General features: G+C 63.0%; 14 protein-coding genes. 11 read left to right on the forward strand and 3 right to left on the reverse strand.

What is annotated here, in order from left to right:
• The first annotated feature begins 156 nt into the window (after positions 1-156).
• The 11 genes from tcyJ to AB4N98_RS11450 all read left to right on the forward strand — a co-directional run bounded on the left by tcyJ (position 157) and on the right by AB4N98_RS11450 (position 10,838).
• On the forward strand, positions 157-951 hold the full coding sequence (tcyJ, locus tag AB4N98_RS11400) for a cystine ABC transporter substrate-binding protein (protein ID WP_017526064.1): 795 nt from the start codon (positions 157-159) through the stop codon (positions 949-951).
• Positions 951-1,616 (forward strand): cystine ABC transporter permease, encoded by a 666-nt coding sequence (tcyL, locus tag AB4N98_RS11405; protein ID WP_017526065.1) that lies wholly within the window; start codon positions 951-953, stop codon positions 1,614-1,616. Before tcyJ ends, tcyL begins: the two co-directional genes overlap by 1 nt.
• A 3-nt stretch (positions 1,617-1,619) precedes the next feature.
• Positions 1,620-2,366: an L-cystine ABC transporter ATP-binding protein TcyN gene (tcyN, locus tag AB4N98_RS11410; RefSeq protein WP_460149456.1), complete on the forward strand. Its 747-nt coding sequence runs from the start codon at positions 1,620-1,622 to the stop codon at positions 2,364-2,366.
• 328 nt (positions 2,367-2,694) lie between these two features.
• Positions 2,695-3,471, forward strand: a complete 777-nt coding sequence (locus AB4N98_RS11415; RefSeq protein WP_026067123.1) for a hypothetical protein — start codon at positions 2,695-2,697, stop codon at positions 3,469-3,471.
• A gap of 187 nt (positions 3,472-3,658) precedes the next feature.
• Entirely contained in the window at positions 3,659-4,900 is a 1,242-nt protein-coding gene (locus tag AB4N98_RS11420) for an SfnB family sulfur acquisition oxidoreductase (protein WP_217855615.1), read from the forward strand.
• A gap of 40 nt (positions 4,901-4,940) precedes the next feature.
• A complete protein-coding gene (locus AB4N98_RS11425; protein ID WP_460149457.1) occupies positions 4,941-6,134 on the forward strand; it encodes an SfnB family sulfur acquisition oxidoreductase in 1,194 nt (397 codons plus the stop codon).
• Positions 6,134-7,486 carry an LLM class flavin-dependent oxidoreductase gene (locus AB4N98_RS11430; RefSeq protein ID WP_065876625.1) on the forward strand — a complete coding sequence of 451 codons (1,353 nt, stop codon included), beginning with the start codon at positions 6,134-6,136 and terminating at the stop codon, positions 7,484-7,486. The genes AB4N98_RS11425 and AB4N98_RS11430 overlap by 1 nt, the downstream gene beginning before the upstream one ends.
• A gap of 79 nt (positions 7,487-7,565) precedes the next feature.
• Positions 7,566-8,381, forward strand: a complete 816-nt coding sequence (locus AB4N98_RS11435; RefSeq protein ID WP_017526070.1) for a MetQ/NlpA family ABC transporter substrate-binding protein — start codon at positions 7,566-7,568, stop codon at positions 8,379-8,381.
• Positions 8,378-9,493, forward strand: coding sequence for a methionine ABC transporter ATP-binding protein (locus AB4N98_RS11440; protein ID WP_017526071.1), 1,116 nt, complete (start codon positions 8,378-8,380; stop codon positions 9,491-9,493). The genes AB4N98_RS11435 and AB4N98_RS11440 overlap by 4 nt, the downstream gene beginning before the upstream one ends.
• Positions 9,483-10,127: a methionine ABC transporter permease gene (locus AB4N98_RS11445; protein WP_017526072.1), complete on the forward strand. Its 645-nt coding sequence runs from the start codon at positions 9,483-9,485 to the stop codon at positions 10,125-10,127. Before AB4N98_RS11440 ends, AB4N98_RS11445 begins: the two co-directional genes overlap by 11 nt.
• 84 nt (positions 10,128-10,211) lie before the next feature.
• On the forward strand, positions 10,212-10,838 hold the full coding sequence (locus AB4N98_RS11450) for a class I SAM-dependent methyltransferase (protein ID WP_017526073.1): 627 nt from the start codon (positions 10,212-10,214) through the stop codon (positions 10,836-10,838).
• 52 nt (positions 10,839-10,890) lie between these two features.
• Here the strand turns inward: AB4N98_RS11450 and AB4N98_RS11455 are convergent, their stop codons facing one another.
• Genes AB4N98_RS11455 through AB4N98_RS11465 form a run of 3 tightly spaced genes read right to left on the reverse strand, consistent with a single transcriptional unit; the run spans position 10,891 to position 16,096 of the window.
• Complete coding sequence (locus AB4N98_RS11455; RefSeq protein WP_137220369.1) at positions 10,891-13,950, reverse strand: efflux RND transporter permease subunit; 3,060 nt, start codon at positions 13,948-13,950, stop codon at positions 10,891-10,893.
• Positions 13,947-15,017 (reverse strand): efflux RND transporter periplasmic adaptor subunit, encoded by a 1,071-nt coding sequence (locus tag AB4N98_RS11460; RefSeq protein ID WP_017526075.1) that lies wholly within the window; start codon positions 15,015-15,017, stop codon positions 13,947-13,949. Before AB4N98_RS11460 ends, AB4N98_RS11455 begins: the two co-directional genes overlap by 4 nt.
• Positions 15,014-16,096, reverse strand: coding sequence for an efflux RND transporter periplasmic adaptor subunit (locus AB4N98_RS11465; RefSeq protein WP_065876622.1), 1,083 nt, complete (start codon positions 16,094-16,096; stop codon positions 15,014-15,016). The genes AB4N98_RS11460 and AB4N98_RS11465 overlap by 4 nt, the downstream gene beginning before the upstream one ends.
• Positions 16,097-16,186: the final 90 nt, after the last annotated feature.

Consider the following 16,186-nt stretch of genomic DNA (forward strand, 5'->3'; position numbering starts at 1 on the left):
CAGAAATGGAATATGAATTAAGATTTATATTATTTTCAAGTCTTAAAAACCGCCTTTATCATCGCGCCGAAGGCCAAGACGCGCTTCGCGCTTTAAGGCAGGATACGACCTACTGCGTCACCTGCTTCGCTCAACATAAAAAACACAGGGGCTCTCATGACTATTTCTGTATTCCGTCGCACGTTGCTGGTTGGCACTTTGGGTCTGGCGCTGGGCGCCGGTTGGCTGGGCCAAGCGGTTGCCGGCGAACAACTGGCCACTATCAAAAAGGCCGGCGAGATCAAGATTGGCCTGGAAGGCACCTACCCACCGTTCAGCTTCGTCGATGAAAGCGGCAAGCTCAGCGGTTTCGAAGTGGAGCTGTCCGAAGCCCTGGCCAAAGAGCTGGGTGTGAAGGTCAAGCTGCAGGCCACGCCATGGGACGGCATCCTCGCTGCCCTGGAGTCCAAGCGCCTGGACGCGGTGGTCAACCAAGTCACCATCTCTGAAGAGCGTAAGAAGAAGTACGACTTCTCCAAGCCCTATACCGTTTCCGGCATCCAGGCGCTGGTGCTGAAGAAAAACGTCGACACGATCAAGACTGCCAACGATCTGGCCGGCAAGAAAGTCGGCGTAGGCCTGGGCACCAACTATGAACAATGGCTCAAGGACAACCAACCCAAAGCCATCATCAAGACCTACAACGACGACCCGACCAAATTTCAGGACCTGCGCATCGGCCGCATTGACGCCATCCTGATCGACCGCCTGGCCGCCCTGGAATACGCCAAGAAAGCCCCAGACACGGCCGCCGCCGGCGACGCCTTCTCGCGTCAGGAATCCGGTATCGCCCTGCGCAAAGGCGAGCCTGAACTGCTGGACGCGGTGAACAAGGCCCTCGACAAGCTGCGCGCCGATGGCACCTTGAAGAAGCTCTCCGAGAAGTACTTCAACGCTGACGTCACTCAATAATGGAAGCAGGTTTCCAACTCGCGCTGGACTCCGCGCCCTTTTTGCTCAAGGGCGCGTATTACACGGTGATTCTTAGCCTTGGCGGGATGTTTTTCGGCTTGCTGCTGGGCTTCGGCCTGGCCTTGATGCGTCTGTCGCGCTTCAAGCTGCTGCGCTTGCCCGCCCGGGTCTACGTGTCGTTCTTTCGCGGCACGCCCTTGCTGGTACAGCTGTTTTTGATCTACTACGGCTTGCCGCAAGTGGGCATCGAGCTGGATCCGATTCCGGCTGCCATGATCGGTTTTTCGCTGAACATGGCCGCTTACGCCTGTGAAATCCTGCGGGCCGCCATCGCCTCCATCGAGCGTGGCCAGTGGGAAGCCGCGGCCAGTATCGGCATGACCCGCGCGCAGACCCTGCGCCGGGCCATCCTGCCGCAGGCCATGCGCACCGCCCTACCACCGTTGGGCAACAGCTTTATTTCGCTGGTCAAGGACACGGCGCTGGCCGCGACCATCCAGGTGCCCGAGCTGTTTCGCCAGGCGCAACTGGTGTCGGCGCGCACCTTCGAAATTTTCACCATGTATCTGTCCGCAGCCCTGATCTACTGGGTGCTGGCGAGCATCCTGGCGCATTTTCAAAATCGTCTGGAAGACCGGGTCAACCGGCATGACCTGGAGTCCTGAAGCATGATCGTGGTGGAAAAGCTGACCAAACAATTCAGCGGTCAGGTGGTGCTCAACGGTATCGATCTTGAGGTCAAGGCAGGCGAAGTCGTCGCCATCATCGGCCCCAGCGGTTCCGGCAAGACCACCTTCCTGCGCTGCCTGAACTTCCTCGAAGAACCCACCAGCGGTCGCATCAAGGTGGGCGACATCCAGATCGACGGCAGCAAACCGCTCAACCAACAACAAAGCCTGGTGCGGCGCTTGCGCCAGCACGTGGGTTTTGTGTTCCAGAACTTCAACCTGTTCCCGCACCGCACCGCGCTGGAAAACGTCATCGAAGGGCCCACCGTGGTCAAGAAGATGCCACGCCAAGACGCTATCGCCCTGGGACGCAAGCTGCTGGCCAGGGTCGGCCTGGCAGGCAAGGAAGACGCCTACCCACGGCGCCTGTCCGGCGGCCAGCAACAGCGTGTGGCGATTGCCCGGGCGCTGGCCATGGAGCCTGAGGTGATTCTGTTCGATGAGCCCACCTCGGCGCTGGACCCGGAGCTCGTCGGCGAAGTGCTGGCGACCATCCGCAGCCTGGCCGAAGAGAATCGCACCATGGTCATCGTCACCCACGAAATGAGCTTTGCCCGCGACGTGGCCAACCGGGTGATCTTTTTCGATAAGGGCGTGATCGTCGAACAGGGCGATGCCAAGGCGTTGTTCGCCAACCCCAGGGAAGAACGCACCCGACAGTTCCTGAGCAAATTCCTGGCTCACTGATACCGTTGCAACCAGGCAGCACACCGGCCTGTGACAAGGGAGCTTGCTCCCTTGTCACAGGGCCTACAGGCATGCGGCGAACCCTCAGGTAAAACACACCGCCAGCACCGTCTTAAAATCCCCCTCCCAGTCAGACCCTTCTGAATCTTCTCCGACCCGCCGTTTAGCCCTTTGCCGCCATTGACGCCTTGCGGCAAACCCTCTTATCTAGCGCCCAGAGGATTGGATCCTATCCCGGCTACTCACTGAAATCGTTCCTTCCAGCTCCCGGCGCACCCGCGCCCACGGGCCGGAACGATTGCTGCTGGCTGCATCAAGGAGATGACTTATGACGCGCACTGCAACCGAGGCAATACTCACCGCCCCAATCCTGCCCCAAGCTAGTCGACAAGGCATCAACGCACTGGCGGCCGCACAGCTGCTGGTGGACATCGCCCCTTACCCCGGCATGGACGAAGGCGACCTGATCGAGCTGTTCTGGAACAACTGCTTCGCCGCCTCACGACGGGTGAGCGCGGGCAAGGTCGGCGCACCCACCCACCTGCGGGTTCCGCAAAGCTTTGTGCTGGACGGCCTGGCACAGGTTCGCTACCAGGTCATGCGGATCGGTCACGGCCCGTCGCGTTCGGCAGTGACCACGGTACGGGTCAAGACCAACTTCCCAGGCGGCCAGCCGATGGCGCTGTACAGCGATGAAAACCAGAACCTTGCACCGGTCGGCCTGCCCGAGACCATCCGCCGTTACGGCGTCAACGAGCGCCAGGCGCGGCGTGGAATCCCACTGACCATCGAGCCCTACCTGAACATGAGCAGCGGCGATGCCATCACCCTGCGCTGGGGCGATGTGCGCCTGGACCTGCCGCGGATCCAGGCGAAGACGGTGGGCCTGCCGGTGCAGGTCTGGGTGCCGTCGGCGGTGATTGTCGAAGGCGGGGACGACAGCCGCGTCGAGGTCACGTACTGCATTCTGGATCGCGTCGGCAATAATTCACGCTGGGCGCCGGCACGCACGTTACGTATCGCCGCCTGCACCACCCCCCCCACCGCCAAGACGGCATTGACCTATCAACCACGGCCCCTCGGCTCGCCGTGCGAACCAGGGTAACGGCTCTTCTATGCATATTCCCAAAAGTTAGTTTATTTAAATATTTAACAAGCTTAGGGTATATGCACCGGACCACCGGACATCTCTGATTTTTCTGTTTTTATTTCATTGAATGCGAGGTCGGTATGGTCAGGATTACCCCGGTGCATAACGCCAGGGCATTACGTGCAGCCAAGGAGCGGCGCTGATGTCTAACTTGGCTCTAACACCCCCCCGGAATGATCTGGATATCGCGCCCCTGCTGTTGCCGGCCGCCGTGCTGCGCAACGATGCAGAGGCGCTCGACGCAGCCCATGCGCTGGCCCAGGCTGCACGTGTGCAGGCCGCCCAGCGCGACCAGCAACGCCAATTGCCGTGGGCGCAGGTCGAACAGTTCACCCGCAGCGGGCTGGGCAGTATTTCCATTCCCCGCGAGTACGGCGGCCCGCAGGTGTCTTTCGTGACCCTGGCCGAGGTGTTCGCGATCATCAGCGCGGCAGACCCGGCCCTCGGGCAGATCCCGCAGAACCATTTCGGCATCCTGCACCTGTTGCAGGGCGCAGCCACCGAGCGCCAGAAAAAGCAGCTGTTTCAGAGCGTGCTCGACGGCTGGCGCATCGGCAACGGCGGCCCCGAGCGCGGCACCAAAAACACCCTGGAACTCAAGGCGCGCATCACCGCCAAGGGCGACGGTCATGTGGTCAGCGGCCAGAAGTTCTACTCCACCGGCGCACTGTTTGCCCATTGGGTGGCGATCAAGGCGCTGAACGATGACGGCCGGCAGGTCATGGCCTTTGTACGCCGTGGCACCCCAGGGCTGCGCATCGTGGATGACTGGTCCGGCTTCGGCCAACGCACCACCGCCAGCGGCACCGTAATGTTGGACCAGGTGCCGGTGAGCGCCGAACTGGTGGTCGACAACTGGCGCATCGGCCAAAGCCCGAACATCCAGGGCGCGGTGTCCCAATTGATCCAGGCCGCCATCGACGCAGGTATCGCCCGTGGCGCCCTCGACGACACCCTCGCCTTCGTGCGTGAACGCTCGCGCCCATGGGTCGACGCCAAGGTCGAACGCGCCAGCGATGACCTGTATGTGATCGCCGACATCGGCAAGCTGACCATCGAACTGCACGCCGCCCAAGCGCTGCTGCGCAAGGCCGGTCAGGTACTGGACCAGGTCAGCGCCGCGCCGATCACCGCGCAGTCGGCCGCCCGCGCGTCCATCGCCGTGGCCGAGGCCAAGGTGCTCACCACCGAGGTCTCGTTGCTGGTCAGCGAAAAGCTCTTCGAACTGGCCGGCAGCCGCGCCACCCTCGCCGAATTCAACCTCGACCGTCACTGGCGCAATGCGCGGGTACACACGCTGCACGACCCGGTGCGCTGGAAGTATCACGCGATCGGCGCCTATCGGTTGAACGGCACGTTGCCGGCTCGCCACTCCTGGATCTGACCGACCAGAACACTTTTCCACGAGATTCTGGAGAACACCTATGACTTTCTCTGCAAACGTCGCGGTTATCACCAGCGACGAACAAGCCCTTATTGTCGCCAGCGATCTCGCCGAAGACCTGCGCCGCGACAGCGCCCAGCGCGACCGCGAACGCCGCCTGCCCTGGCCGGAGCTAGATGCGTTTTCCCGCTCCGGCCTGTGGGGCATCAGCGTGCCAAAACAACACGGCGGCGCCGGCGTGTCCAACGTCACGCTGGCCAAGGTCATCGCGCTGATCGCCCAGGCCGACGCCTCGTTGGGGCAGATCCCGCAAAACCATTTCTATGCCCTAGAAGTGCTGCGCGTGAACGGCAGCCCGGCGCAGCAACAGCGCCTGTACGCCGAGGTACTCGCCGGCCGGCGCTTTGGCAATGCCCTTGCGGAACTGGGCACCAAGACCGCTCACGACCGCGTCACGCGCATCACCCGCGACGGCGACGGCTTTCGCATCACCGGTCGCAAGTTCTATTCAACCGGGGCGATCTACGCGCAACGCATTCCGACCTCGGTGGTGGATGAACACGGCGTGCAGCAACTGGCCTTTGTGCCCCGCGACAGTACCGGCCTGGAAGTGATCGACGACTGGAGCGGCTTCGGCCAGCGCACCACCGGCAGCGGCTCGGTGGTGTTCGACAACGTGTGGGTCGCCGCCCACGACGTGATCCCCTTCCAGAGCGCCTTTGAACGCCCGACCACCGTCGGGCCGCTGGCGCAGATCCTCCATGCCGCCATCGACACCGGTATCGCCCGCGCCGCGTTTGAAGATGCGCTGCACTTTGTGCGCACCAAAACCCGCCCGTGGATCGATGCCGGCAGCGACAAGGCCACCGAAGATCCGCTGACGCTCAAGAGCTTCGGCCACCTGAGCATTCGCCTGCACGCCGCCGAAGCCTTGCTGGAGCGCGCCGGTGAGTTTGTTGACCAGGCCCAAGCCGACAGCAACGCCCACACCGTCGCCGCCGCCTCGGTTGCCGTGGCCGAAGCCCGCGCCTTGAGCACCGAGATTTCCCTGGCCGCCGGCAGCACTCTGTTCGAACCCGCCGGCAGCCAGGCGACCCTGGCCGAGCACGGCCTGGACCGCCACTGGCGCAACGCCCGCGTACACACCCTGCACGACCCGGTGCGCTGGAAATACCACGCGGTGGGCAATTACTACCTCAACGATGAAAACCCGCCGCTGCGGGGGACGATCTGATGGCAAAGAAAAAGATCCTGCTCAATGCCTTCAACATGAACTGCATCGGGCACATCAACCACGGTATGTGGACCCACCCACGGGACACCTCCACCCAGTACAAAACCATCGAGTACTGGACCGAACTGGCGCAAATCCTTGAGCGCGGGTTGTTCGATGGCTTGTTCATCGCCGATATCGTCGGCGTGTACGACGTCTATCAGAACGCCATCGACGTGCCGCTCAAGGAGTCGATCCAACTGCCGGTCAACGACCCGTTGCTGCTGGTTTCGGCCATGGCCGCCGTCACCCGAAACCTCGGTTTCGGCCTCACCGCCAACCTCACCTACGAGCCGCCGTACCTGTTCGCCCGGCGCATGTCCACGCTGGATCATCTGAGCCGTGGCCGGGTGGGCTGGAACATCGTCACCGGCTACCTCGACAGCGCGGCCAAGGCCATGGGCCTTACCGAGCAGGTCGAGCATGACCGGCGCTACGATCAGGCCGATGAGTACCTGCAGGTGTTGTACAAACTCTGGGAAGGCAGCTGGGAAGACGACGCCGTCATCAACGACCCGGCGCAACGGGTCTACGCGCAGCCGGGCAAGGTGCACAAGGTGCAGCATCACGGCGAGTTCTATCAGGTGCAGGGTTATCACCTGTGCGAGCCGTCGCCGCAGCGTACGCCGGTGCTGTTTCAGGCCGGCAGTTCGGAGCGCGGTTTGCTGTTCGCCGGGCGGCATGCCGAGTGCGTGTTCATCAGCGGGCAGAACAAGGCCGCGACCAAAGTGCAGGTGGACAAGGTGCGCGCCAGCGCGGTCGAGGCCGGGCGCAACCCGGACGACATCAAGGTGTTCATGGGCCTTAACGTCATCGTCGCCGCCACCGAGGCACTGGCCTGGGCCAAGCACGCCGAGTACCTGAGCTACGCCAGTGCCGAAGCCGGGGTGGCGCATTTTTCCGCGTCCACCGCGATTGATTTTGCCCAATACGCGCTGGACGAACCGATCCAGTACGTCAAGAGCAATGCCATCCAGTCGGCCACCAAGAACCTGCAGAACAACGACTGGACCCGGCGCAAATTGCTCGAACAGCACGCCCTGGGCGGACGCTATATCACCCTGGTGGGCTCGCCCGAACAGGTGGCGGATGAGTTGGAGTCCTGGATCAGCGAAACCGGCCTGGATGGCTTCAACCTGACGCGCATCGTCACGCCGGAAAGCTACGTGGACTTTATCGACCTGGTGGTGCCGGAGTTGCAGCGGCGAGGGTCGTACAAGACCGAATATGCGCAGGGAACGCTGCGCGAAAAAGTCTTCCACGGCACGGCGCGACTACCCGAACAACACACCGGCTCCACCTACCGACACTGATCAAAAAATGTGGGAGCAAGCCCCCTCCCACACTGGAACTGCATTGTTTGTCCTAATACCTCATGACTGGAAACCCACTATGAAAAAGACATACCTCAATAACCCAGTCAAAGCACTGGCCCTGGCCTTCGGCCTGCTCAGCTCGGCCGTGTTCGCCGCCGACGCGCCGCTCAAGGTCGGTACCACCGCCGCCTTCGCGATTCCGCTGGAGGCCGCCGTAGAAGAAGCCGGCAAGCAAGGCCTCAAGGTCGAGTTGGTGGAATTCACCGACTGGATCGCACCCAACGTCAGCCTCGCGGCCGGCGATATCGACGTGAACTATTTCCAGCACATACCCTTCCTGGAAAACGCCAAGGCCGCCGCCGGGTTTGATCTGGTGCCGTACGCGCCGGGCATCATCAACAACGTCGGGCTGTATTCCAAGCAGTACAAAAGCTTCAACGACCTGCCCGAAGGCGCCAGCGTGGCCATCGCCAACGACCCGATCAACAGCGGTCGCGGCCTGCAACTGCTGGCCAAGGCGGGGCTGATCACGCTCAAGCCGGGCGTGGGCTACAAAGCCACCGAAGAAGACATCGTGGCCAACCCGAAAAAGATCAAGATCCTGCAAGTGGAAGCCGTGCAACTGGTGCGCGCCTATGACGACGCCGACCTGGTGCAGGGCTACCCAGCGTATATCCGCCTGTCCAAGACCTTCGACGCGGAATCGGCGCTGCTGTTCGACGGCCTCGACCACCCGGAGTACGTGATTCAGTTCGTGATTCAGCCCAAGAGCAAAACCGACCCGCGCGTGATCAAGTTCGTCGACATCTACCAGCATTCGCCGGTGGTACGCGCAGCGCTGGATAAATCCCTGGGCAAGCTCTACCAGGTCGGTTGGGAAGCTAAAAAATGAGCGCCGCCAACGCCCAACTGCGCGACCTGGGCACAGCGCCCAGGGACGCCGAACAGACTGAACTGCACCCGGACCTGAACCGCGCCCATGTGCGCTTTATCAACCTGGGCAAGACCTATGACGGCCAGGTGCATGCCCTGCAAGGCATCGACCTGGCGATCCAGCGCGGCGAGGTGTTCGGCATCATCGGCCGCAGCGGCGCCGGCAAGTCCTCGCTGATCCGCACCATCAACCGCCTGGAGCAACCCAGCAGCGGGCGGGTGCTGATCGATCAGGTGGACATCGGCGACTTCGACGAAGACCACCTGGTGGCGCTGCGTCGGCGTATCGGCATGATCTTCCAGCACTTCAACCTGATGTCGGCCAAGACGGTATGGCAGAACGTCGAACTGCCGCTCAAGGTCGCCGGCGTACCCAAGCCCCAGCGCGAGCAAAAAGTGCGCGAGCTGTTGGAGCTGGTGGGCTTGCAGGACAAACACACGGCTTACCCGGCGCAGCTGTCCGGCGGGCAAAAACAGCGGGTGGGCATCGCCCGCGCGCTGGTGCACGACCCTGAGATTCTGCTGTGCGACGAAGCCACCTCGGCGCTGGACCCGGAAACCACCCAGTCGATTCTCGGCCTGCTGCGCGAGATCAACCGGCGCCTGGGCCTGACCATCGTGCTGATCACCCATGAGATGGCGGTGATCCGCGACATCTGCGACCGCGTGGTGGTGCTGGAGCACGGGCGCATCGTCGAGCAAGGCCCGGTGTGGGAAGTGTTCGGCAACCCCCGACATGAAGTCAGTAAAACCCTGCTGGCACCACTGCAACACGGGCTGCCGCAAGAGCTGCAAAGCCGGTTGCACGCCGCTGCGCCGTCGCCTGACGCGGCCGTGGTGTTGCGCTTGCAGCTCACCGGCAGCAGCCGCGATGAGCCGGACCTGGCCGCGCTGTTCAGCGCCCTCGGCGGGCGCGTGCGTTTACTGCAAGGCGGCGTGGAACGTATCCAGGGGCATGCACTGGGGCAGTTGCTGCTGGCGGTGAGTGGCTCGAGTCACACCGCCGGCGAGCTGCGCACACGCGCCGCGAACTGGGCACAACAGGTGGAGGTGCTGGGCTATGTGGTTTGATCGTTTGGTACAGGGCGCCATCGACACCTTGTTGATGGTCGGTGTGTCGTCGTTGATCGCGTTGCTGGTGGGGATTCCACTGGCGGTGTTCCTGGTCACCAGCGACAAGGGCGGCATCTACCAGGCACCGGCGTTGAACCGCGCGCTGGGCGCGTTCGTCAATCTGTTCCGCTCCATCCCGTTCTTGATCCTGATGGTGGCGCTGATCCCGTTCACCCGCCTGATCGTCGGCACCACCTATGGCGTGTGGGCGGCGGTTGTACCGCTGACCATCGCCGCTACGCCGTTTTTCGCGCGCATTGCCGAGGTGAGCCTGCGCGAGGTCGACCACGGCCTGATCGAAGCCGCGCAGGCCATGGGTTGCCGGCGCTGGCACATCATCTGGCATGTGTTGCTGCCTGAAGCGCTGCCGGGGATTGTCGGCGGGTTCACCATCACGTTGGTGACCATGATCAACTCCTCGGCCATGGCCGGGGCAATTGGCGCCGGTGGCTTGGGCGACATTGCCTATCGCTATGGCTATCAGCGCTTTGATACGCAGATCATGCTCACGGTGATCGTGCTGCTGGTGGCGCTGGTGGCGGTGATTCAACTGGGCGGTGATCGCCTGGCGCGGGTGCTGAACAAGCGCTGAGCCCCGAGGGTTGCCACGCAACCGGCGCGGGGCAAGCCTGCTCAAGGTATAGTCGGGCCATCTCCGTATTCGGTATTGCCCGTCATGACCCTCAAGCCCGATGACCTCCACCAGATCACCTCCACCACCCTTGGCCACTACAACAAAGTGGCCGAGGACTTTCGCGAAGGCACACGCGATCACGATGTGAGCCAGAACATCGATGCGCTGCTGCGGCATCTCCAGGGCACGCCGCCGTTTACCGTGCTGGATTTCGGCTGCGGGCCGGGGCGGGACCTGCAGACCTTCACGCGCATGGGCCACATCGCCGTGGGCCTGGACGGCTCCGAGCGCTTTGCGCAGATGGCGCGCGAAGACAGCGGTTGCGAGGTTTACCAGCAAGATTTCCTGAAGCTGGAGTTGCCGGCCGAACGCTTCGACGGGATCTTCGCCAACGCGGTGCTGTTCCATATTCCCAAGCAGGAACTGCCGCGTGTGCTCCAGCAACTGCATGGCGCGTTGAAGCCTGGCGGCGTGCTGTTCAGCTCCAACCCACGGGGTGATAACAGCGAAGGCTGGAATGGGCCGCGGTATGGCTCTTACCACGATCTTGCGGCGTGGCAGGCGCTGCTGACAACGGCCGGGTTTGTGGAGCTGGAGCACTACTATCGGCCCGCCGGGTTACCGCGCGAGCAGCAGCCGTGGTTGGCCAGCGTGTGGCGCAAACCCTAGAGACAATGCATTCCAAATGTGGGAGGGGGCTTGCCCCCCTCACCCGTTGATCTCACTTGGCCTGTGATTCCTGCTTGGGCTCACGGATCTTGTACCAGGCCACATACAGCGCCGGCAAAAACAGCAGCGTCAGCAAGGTGGCGATGATAATCCCGCCGATCATCGCGTAGGCCATCGGCCCCCAGAACACTTCACGCGCGATGGGGATCATGCCCAGGCTCGCCGCAGCGGCGGTGAGCAGGATCGGCCGGCGCCGGTGCTCGGTCGCCTCCACCACCGCATCCCACGGCGTATAGCCCGCCACCTCATACTCATGGATCTGCGTCACCAGAATCACCGAGTTGCGGATGATGATGCCGATCAGCGCGAGAATGCCCAGGATCGCCACGAAACCCATGGGCGTGCCCGTGGGGATCAGCGCCAGCACCACGCCAATCAGCCCCAGCGGCGCAACACTCGCCACCAGGAACATCTTCTGCACACTGTGCAGTTGGATCATCAGGAAGGTCGCCATCAGGAACAGCATCAACGGCACCACGCTGGCAATCGGGCCCTGGGCCTTGCCGCTTTCTTCCACGGTGCCGCCGGTAGCGACTTTGTAGCCCACCGGCAAGCCCGCGCTGAACGTGTCGATATCCGGCTGGAGTTGCTTCACCAAGTCCGTCGGCTGCATGTCATCGCGCACCGACGCCTTGATGGTGATGGTCGGCTTGCGGTCGCGACGCCACACCAGCGGCTGCTCCAATTCGTAACGCACGGTGGCGAAGGCCAGCAGCGGGATCGAGGCGCCGTTGGGCGTGACGATCTGCAGGTTCTGCAAGGTTTCCGGGGTGCCACGCTCGGCGTCTTCGGCGCGGCCAACCACGTTGATCAGGTAGATATCGTCGTGTACCTGGGTCACCGAGGCGCCGCTGACCACGCTGTTCATCAACTGCGCCACATCTTCCGACGACAGCCCCAGTTGCCGCGCCTTGTCCTGGGCGATGTCGATGCGCAGCACTTTGCCCGGCTCGTTCCAGTCGTAGATGATCTCGCCCAGGTGGGTGTTTTTATCCAGCATGGTCGCCAGTTCGATGGCGTGCTTGCGCACCTGGTCGGTGTCTTTGCCGGACACGCGGTACTGGATCGGCCGCCCCACCGGCGGGCCCATTTCCAATGGCTGCACAAAGCTGCCGATGCCCACGAAGTCATCGCGCAGGCGCTTTTGCAGGCGCGCAATCAACGCGCCGCGTTCTTCCAGGCCCTTGCTGACGATCACCAACTGCGCGTAGTAGGGGTTTTCCAGTTGCTGGTCGAGGGGCAGGTAGAAACGGATCGCGCCCTGGCCGATGTAAGTGCTCCAACGGGAGATATCCGGGTCGTCCTTGATGATCGCTTCCAGACGGTCGACGGCCTTGCGCGTCTCGTTGATCGAGGCGTTTTGCGGCAGGTTCAGGTCGACGAGGATTTCCGGGCGGTCCGACGACGGGAAGAATTGGTTCTGCACAAATTGCATCGATAACACCGACGCCGCAAACAGCCCCACGGTGATGCCGATCGCCCACCAGCGGTTGCGCATGGCCCACAGCATGCCGCCATTGAAGGCCCGGCCAATGCGCCCCGGCTCGGCGTTGTGCGGCTTCACGTTGGCGCTGAGGATATGCACGCCGATCACCGGCGCAAACAGCACGGCCACCACCCACGACACCAGCATCGCCACGGCAATCACCGCGAACAGGGTAAAGGTGTACTCGCCCGCCGAACTCGCATTGAGGCCAATCGGCACAAACCCGGCGACGGTCACCAGGGTGCCGGTGAGCATCGGGAACGCCGTCGAGGTGTAGGCGTAAGTGGCCGCCTGCTCCTTGGTTTCGCCTTTTTCCAGGCGTGTGATCATCATCTCCACGGTGATCATCGCGTCGTCCACCAACAGGCCGAGGGCGATGATCAACGCGCCCAGCGACACCCGCTGCATGGTGATGCCGCTGTACTCCATGAACACGAACACCAGCGCCAGCACCAGCGGAATCGAGCAGGCCACCACCAGCCCGGCACGCATGCCCAGGCTGATAAAACTCACCACCAGCACGATGATCACCGCTTCGAACAAGGCGCTGGTAAAGCCGCCGACGGCCTCTTCCACCACTTCGGCCTGGTCGGACACCTTATGCACACCGACGCCCACCGGCAGGTCGGCGGTCAACTCATCCATGCGCGTATGCAGGGCCTTGCCGAACGACTGGATGTTGCCGCCCTTCTGCATCGCAATCGCCAGGCCGATCGCCGGTTTGCCATTGAAACGGAACATCGGCCGCGCCGGGTCGACGTAGCCACGGCTGATCTCGGCGATGTCCGCCAAGCGATAGAAGCGGTCGTTGAGGCGCAGATTGACGTTGGCCAGGTCCTTCTCCGAGGCGAATTGCCCCGACGTGCGCACGGAAATCCGCTCCGGCCCGGCCTCGATCACCCCGGCGGGCGTCACCGCGTTCTGCGATTGCAGGCTCTGCACCACCTGGCGCTGGTCCACACCCAGCGCCGCGAGTTTGCGCGTGGAGAAGTTCAGGTAAATCACTTCGTCCTGCTGGCCGATCATCTCGACCTTGCCCAGCCCCGGCACCGAACGGATCTCGGCGCGCACCTGCTCCACGTAGTCGCGCAGTTGGCGCATCGACAGGCCATCACCGGTAAACGCGTAGACCGAGCCGAATACGTCACCGAACTCATCGTTGAACGACGGCCCCTGCAGCCCTTGGGGGAAGCTGCCACGAATGTCGTCGATCTTTTTGCGCACCTGGTACCAGGTCTCCGGAATGGCCTTGGCGCTGGTGGTGTCCTTGAGGAACACGAATACGGTGGACTCGCCCGGCCGGGTGTAGCTTTTCACATAGTCGAGGGCGTCCAGCTCTTCGAGTTTTTTCTCGATGCGGTCGGTGACCTGCTTGAGGGTTTCTTCCTGGGTCGCGCCCGGCCAGCGGGTCTGGATCACCATGGTCTTGATGGTGAACGACGGGTCTTCTTCACGCCCCAGGTTCATGTAGGAGAACACGCCCATCAGCAGCGCGACGAACATCAGGTACCACACGAAGGACTGATGCTTGAGGGCCCAGTCGGATAAGTTGAAGCTCCCTTTCATCGCGGGCTGTCCTCGTCGATTTTGACTTTCTGCCCGGGTTTCAGGCTGTTCACGCCGGCGGTGACCACCCGCTCGCCGGGTTTGACGCCGGCGTTGAGCAAGGCATTGCCGGCGTCACGGCTGACCACGCTGACATCACGCGGTTGCACGGTCTGGCTCTGCGTATCGAGAATCCAGATGCGGGTCTTGCCGTCGATTTCCTGCAAGGCACTCCGGGGCACCTCAAGGCGCGGCGCGATCGCACTGCTCAAGGTCACGCTGATCGCCGTGCCCAGGCGAAACGCGGCGGGCGTCTCGCTCAGGCTCAAGCGCGCGCGACGGGTACGCGTGGCGCTCTGGGCCTGGGGTTCGATCTCGCGCACGACGGCGGTGGTGTTGACGCTGGGGTCCAGTTGCCCGGCGACCAGGAACACCACGTCCGGCGGCAAGCGTTCGGCGAGGCCGGCGGGCAGGTCGATCACCGCTTCCTTGATGTCCGGGCGGGCCAGAGTCACCACTTGCTGGCCGGCGCTGACCACTTGGCCGGCCTCGGCATTCCAGGCGGTGACGATGCCGGCGTGATCGGTGCGCAGTTCGGCGTAGTTGAGCTGGTCCTTGGCCTGGTTGACCGAAGCTTGGGCCTGGTCGAGGGTAGCGCGGGTGGTTTTCAGGTCGGTCTGGGCCACATCCAACTGGGCCTGGGCACCGACACCACGGTTAAACAATTCCTGCTGGCGCCGCGCGTTGGCCTGGGCATTGATGTACTGCGCCTGAACGCGGGCGAGGTCGCCCTGGGCGGCGCGCAACTGGTTCTGTTGGTCAGTGGGGTCGAGCACCGCAAGCAAGGCGCCCTTCTCCACTTCGGCGCCCACGTCCACGGCGCGACGGGCGATACGCCCCGGCACGCGAAAACCCAGGTTGCTTTCGTAGCGCGCCTGGATAGTGCCGGCAAAACGGCCGAGGGTTTCCTGGTCTTCGGCTTTCACTTCCATGGACAGCACGGGGCGCAGCGGTTCGGGCGGTGCTTCTGGCTTGGAGCAGGCCATCAGCAACAGGCTGGCGGCGAGTACAACCGTGAGGCGCTTCATGGCTGCGCTCCTGGCTGGGCGATCTCGACGATCATGCCGGGATGCAGCAATTGCCCACCGGCTACCACGACGTTTTCGCCGCCCTTGAGGCCGTCGCTGATGATCACCTTGCCGGTGAGGTAACGCGCCACCGTGACGTGATGCAGGTGCGCCTTGCCGTCGCCATCCACCAGCCACACGGCCGGTTCGCTGAGGTCCTTGGTCAAGGCCGACCACGGCAACTCGATACTGGCCTTGGCCGGGCCATTGGCGGTGGCGCTCACCACCGAACCCAACTCCATGCCTTTGGGCAGCGCTTGCAGGGCGATTTTCACTTGCACGGTGCCGGTATTGGCGGCCACGGCGGGCGTGACTTCACGGACTTTGCCCCGGGCCTGGATCGCGGGGTTATCCAGCAGGCTGACAGTGATCGGCGCGTCGGTCGGCGGCTCCACCAGCAGCGACTCGTAGACGTTGAACACCGCATCGCGTTCGCCATCGCGGGCCAGGCTGAAAATCGGCACCGTGGCCTGTACTACCTGGCCCACCTCCGCCTGGCGCGCAGTGATCACGCCCGGTGCATCGGCGATCAACGCGGTGTAGCTCAGTTGCTCGCGGGCATTGGCCAATTGAGCCTGGGCCGCCGCCAGCGCGCTTTGGCTGCTGCGCAGCGCGGCCTGGGCGGCATCGTATTCACTGCGGCTGGTGTAGCCCTTGGGCAGGAGTTTTTCCTGGCGCACAAAGGCGGCAGCCGTCTGTTTGACCCGCGCCTGCTCGGCCACGACCTGGGCCTGGGCGGAATCGACGTTGGTCTGCAAATCCTTGGGATCGAGCTTGGCCAGCACTTGTTTGGCGCTGACACGGTCGCCCACATCGACCATGCGCTGGATGATCTTGCCACCCACGCGAAACGACAGGTCGGTTTGCACGCGGGCCTGGATATCCCCGGTCAGCGTGACCGCCGCGGCAAAATCCGCCGGCTGCACGGTTTGCACAAATACCCGTGAATGGGCCTTGGGCTCGGCTTTTTCCTGGCCACAAGCACTCAGCAACACCACTAAGCCCAGGCCGACAATACAGATGGAGATACGACCGCCCATGCAGACTCCTTGTGCGCGATGCGATGTGCCAGTGTGTATGCGACTGTGAGCTTAGTTCAGGGTTCCTTATCTGCATGGGGCCAGAACAAT

The organism is Pseudomonas sp. S3_E10 (assembly GCF_054667615.1).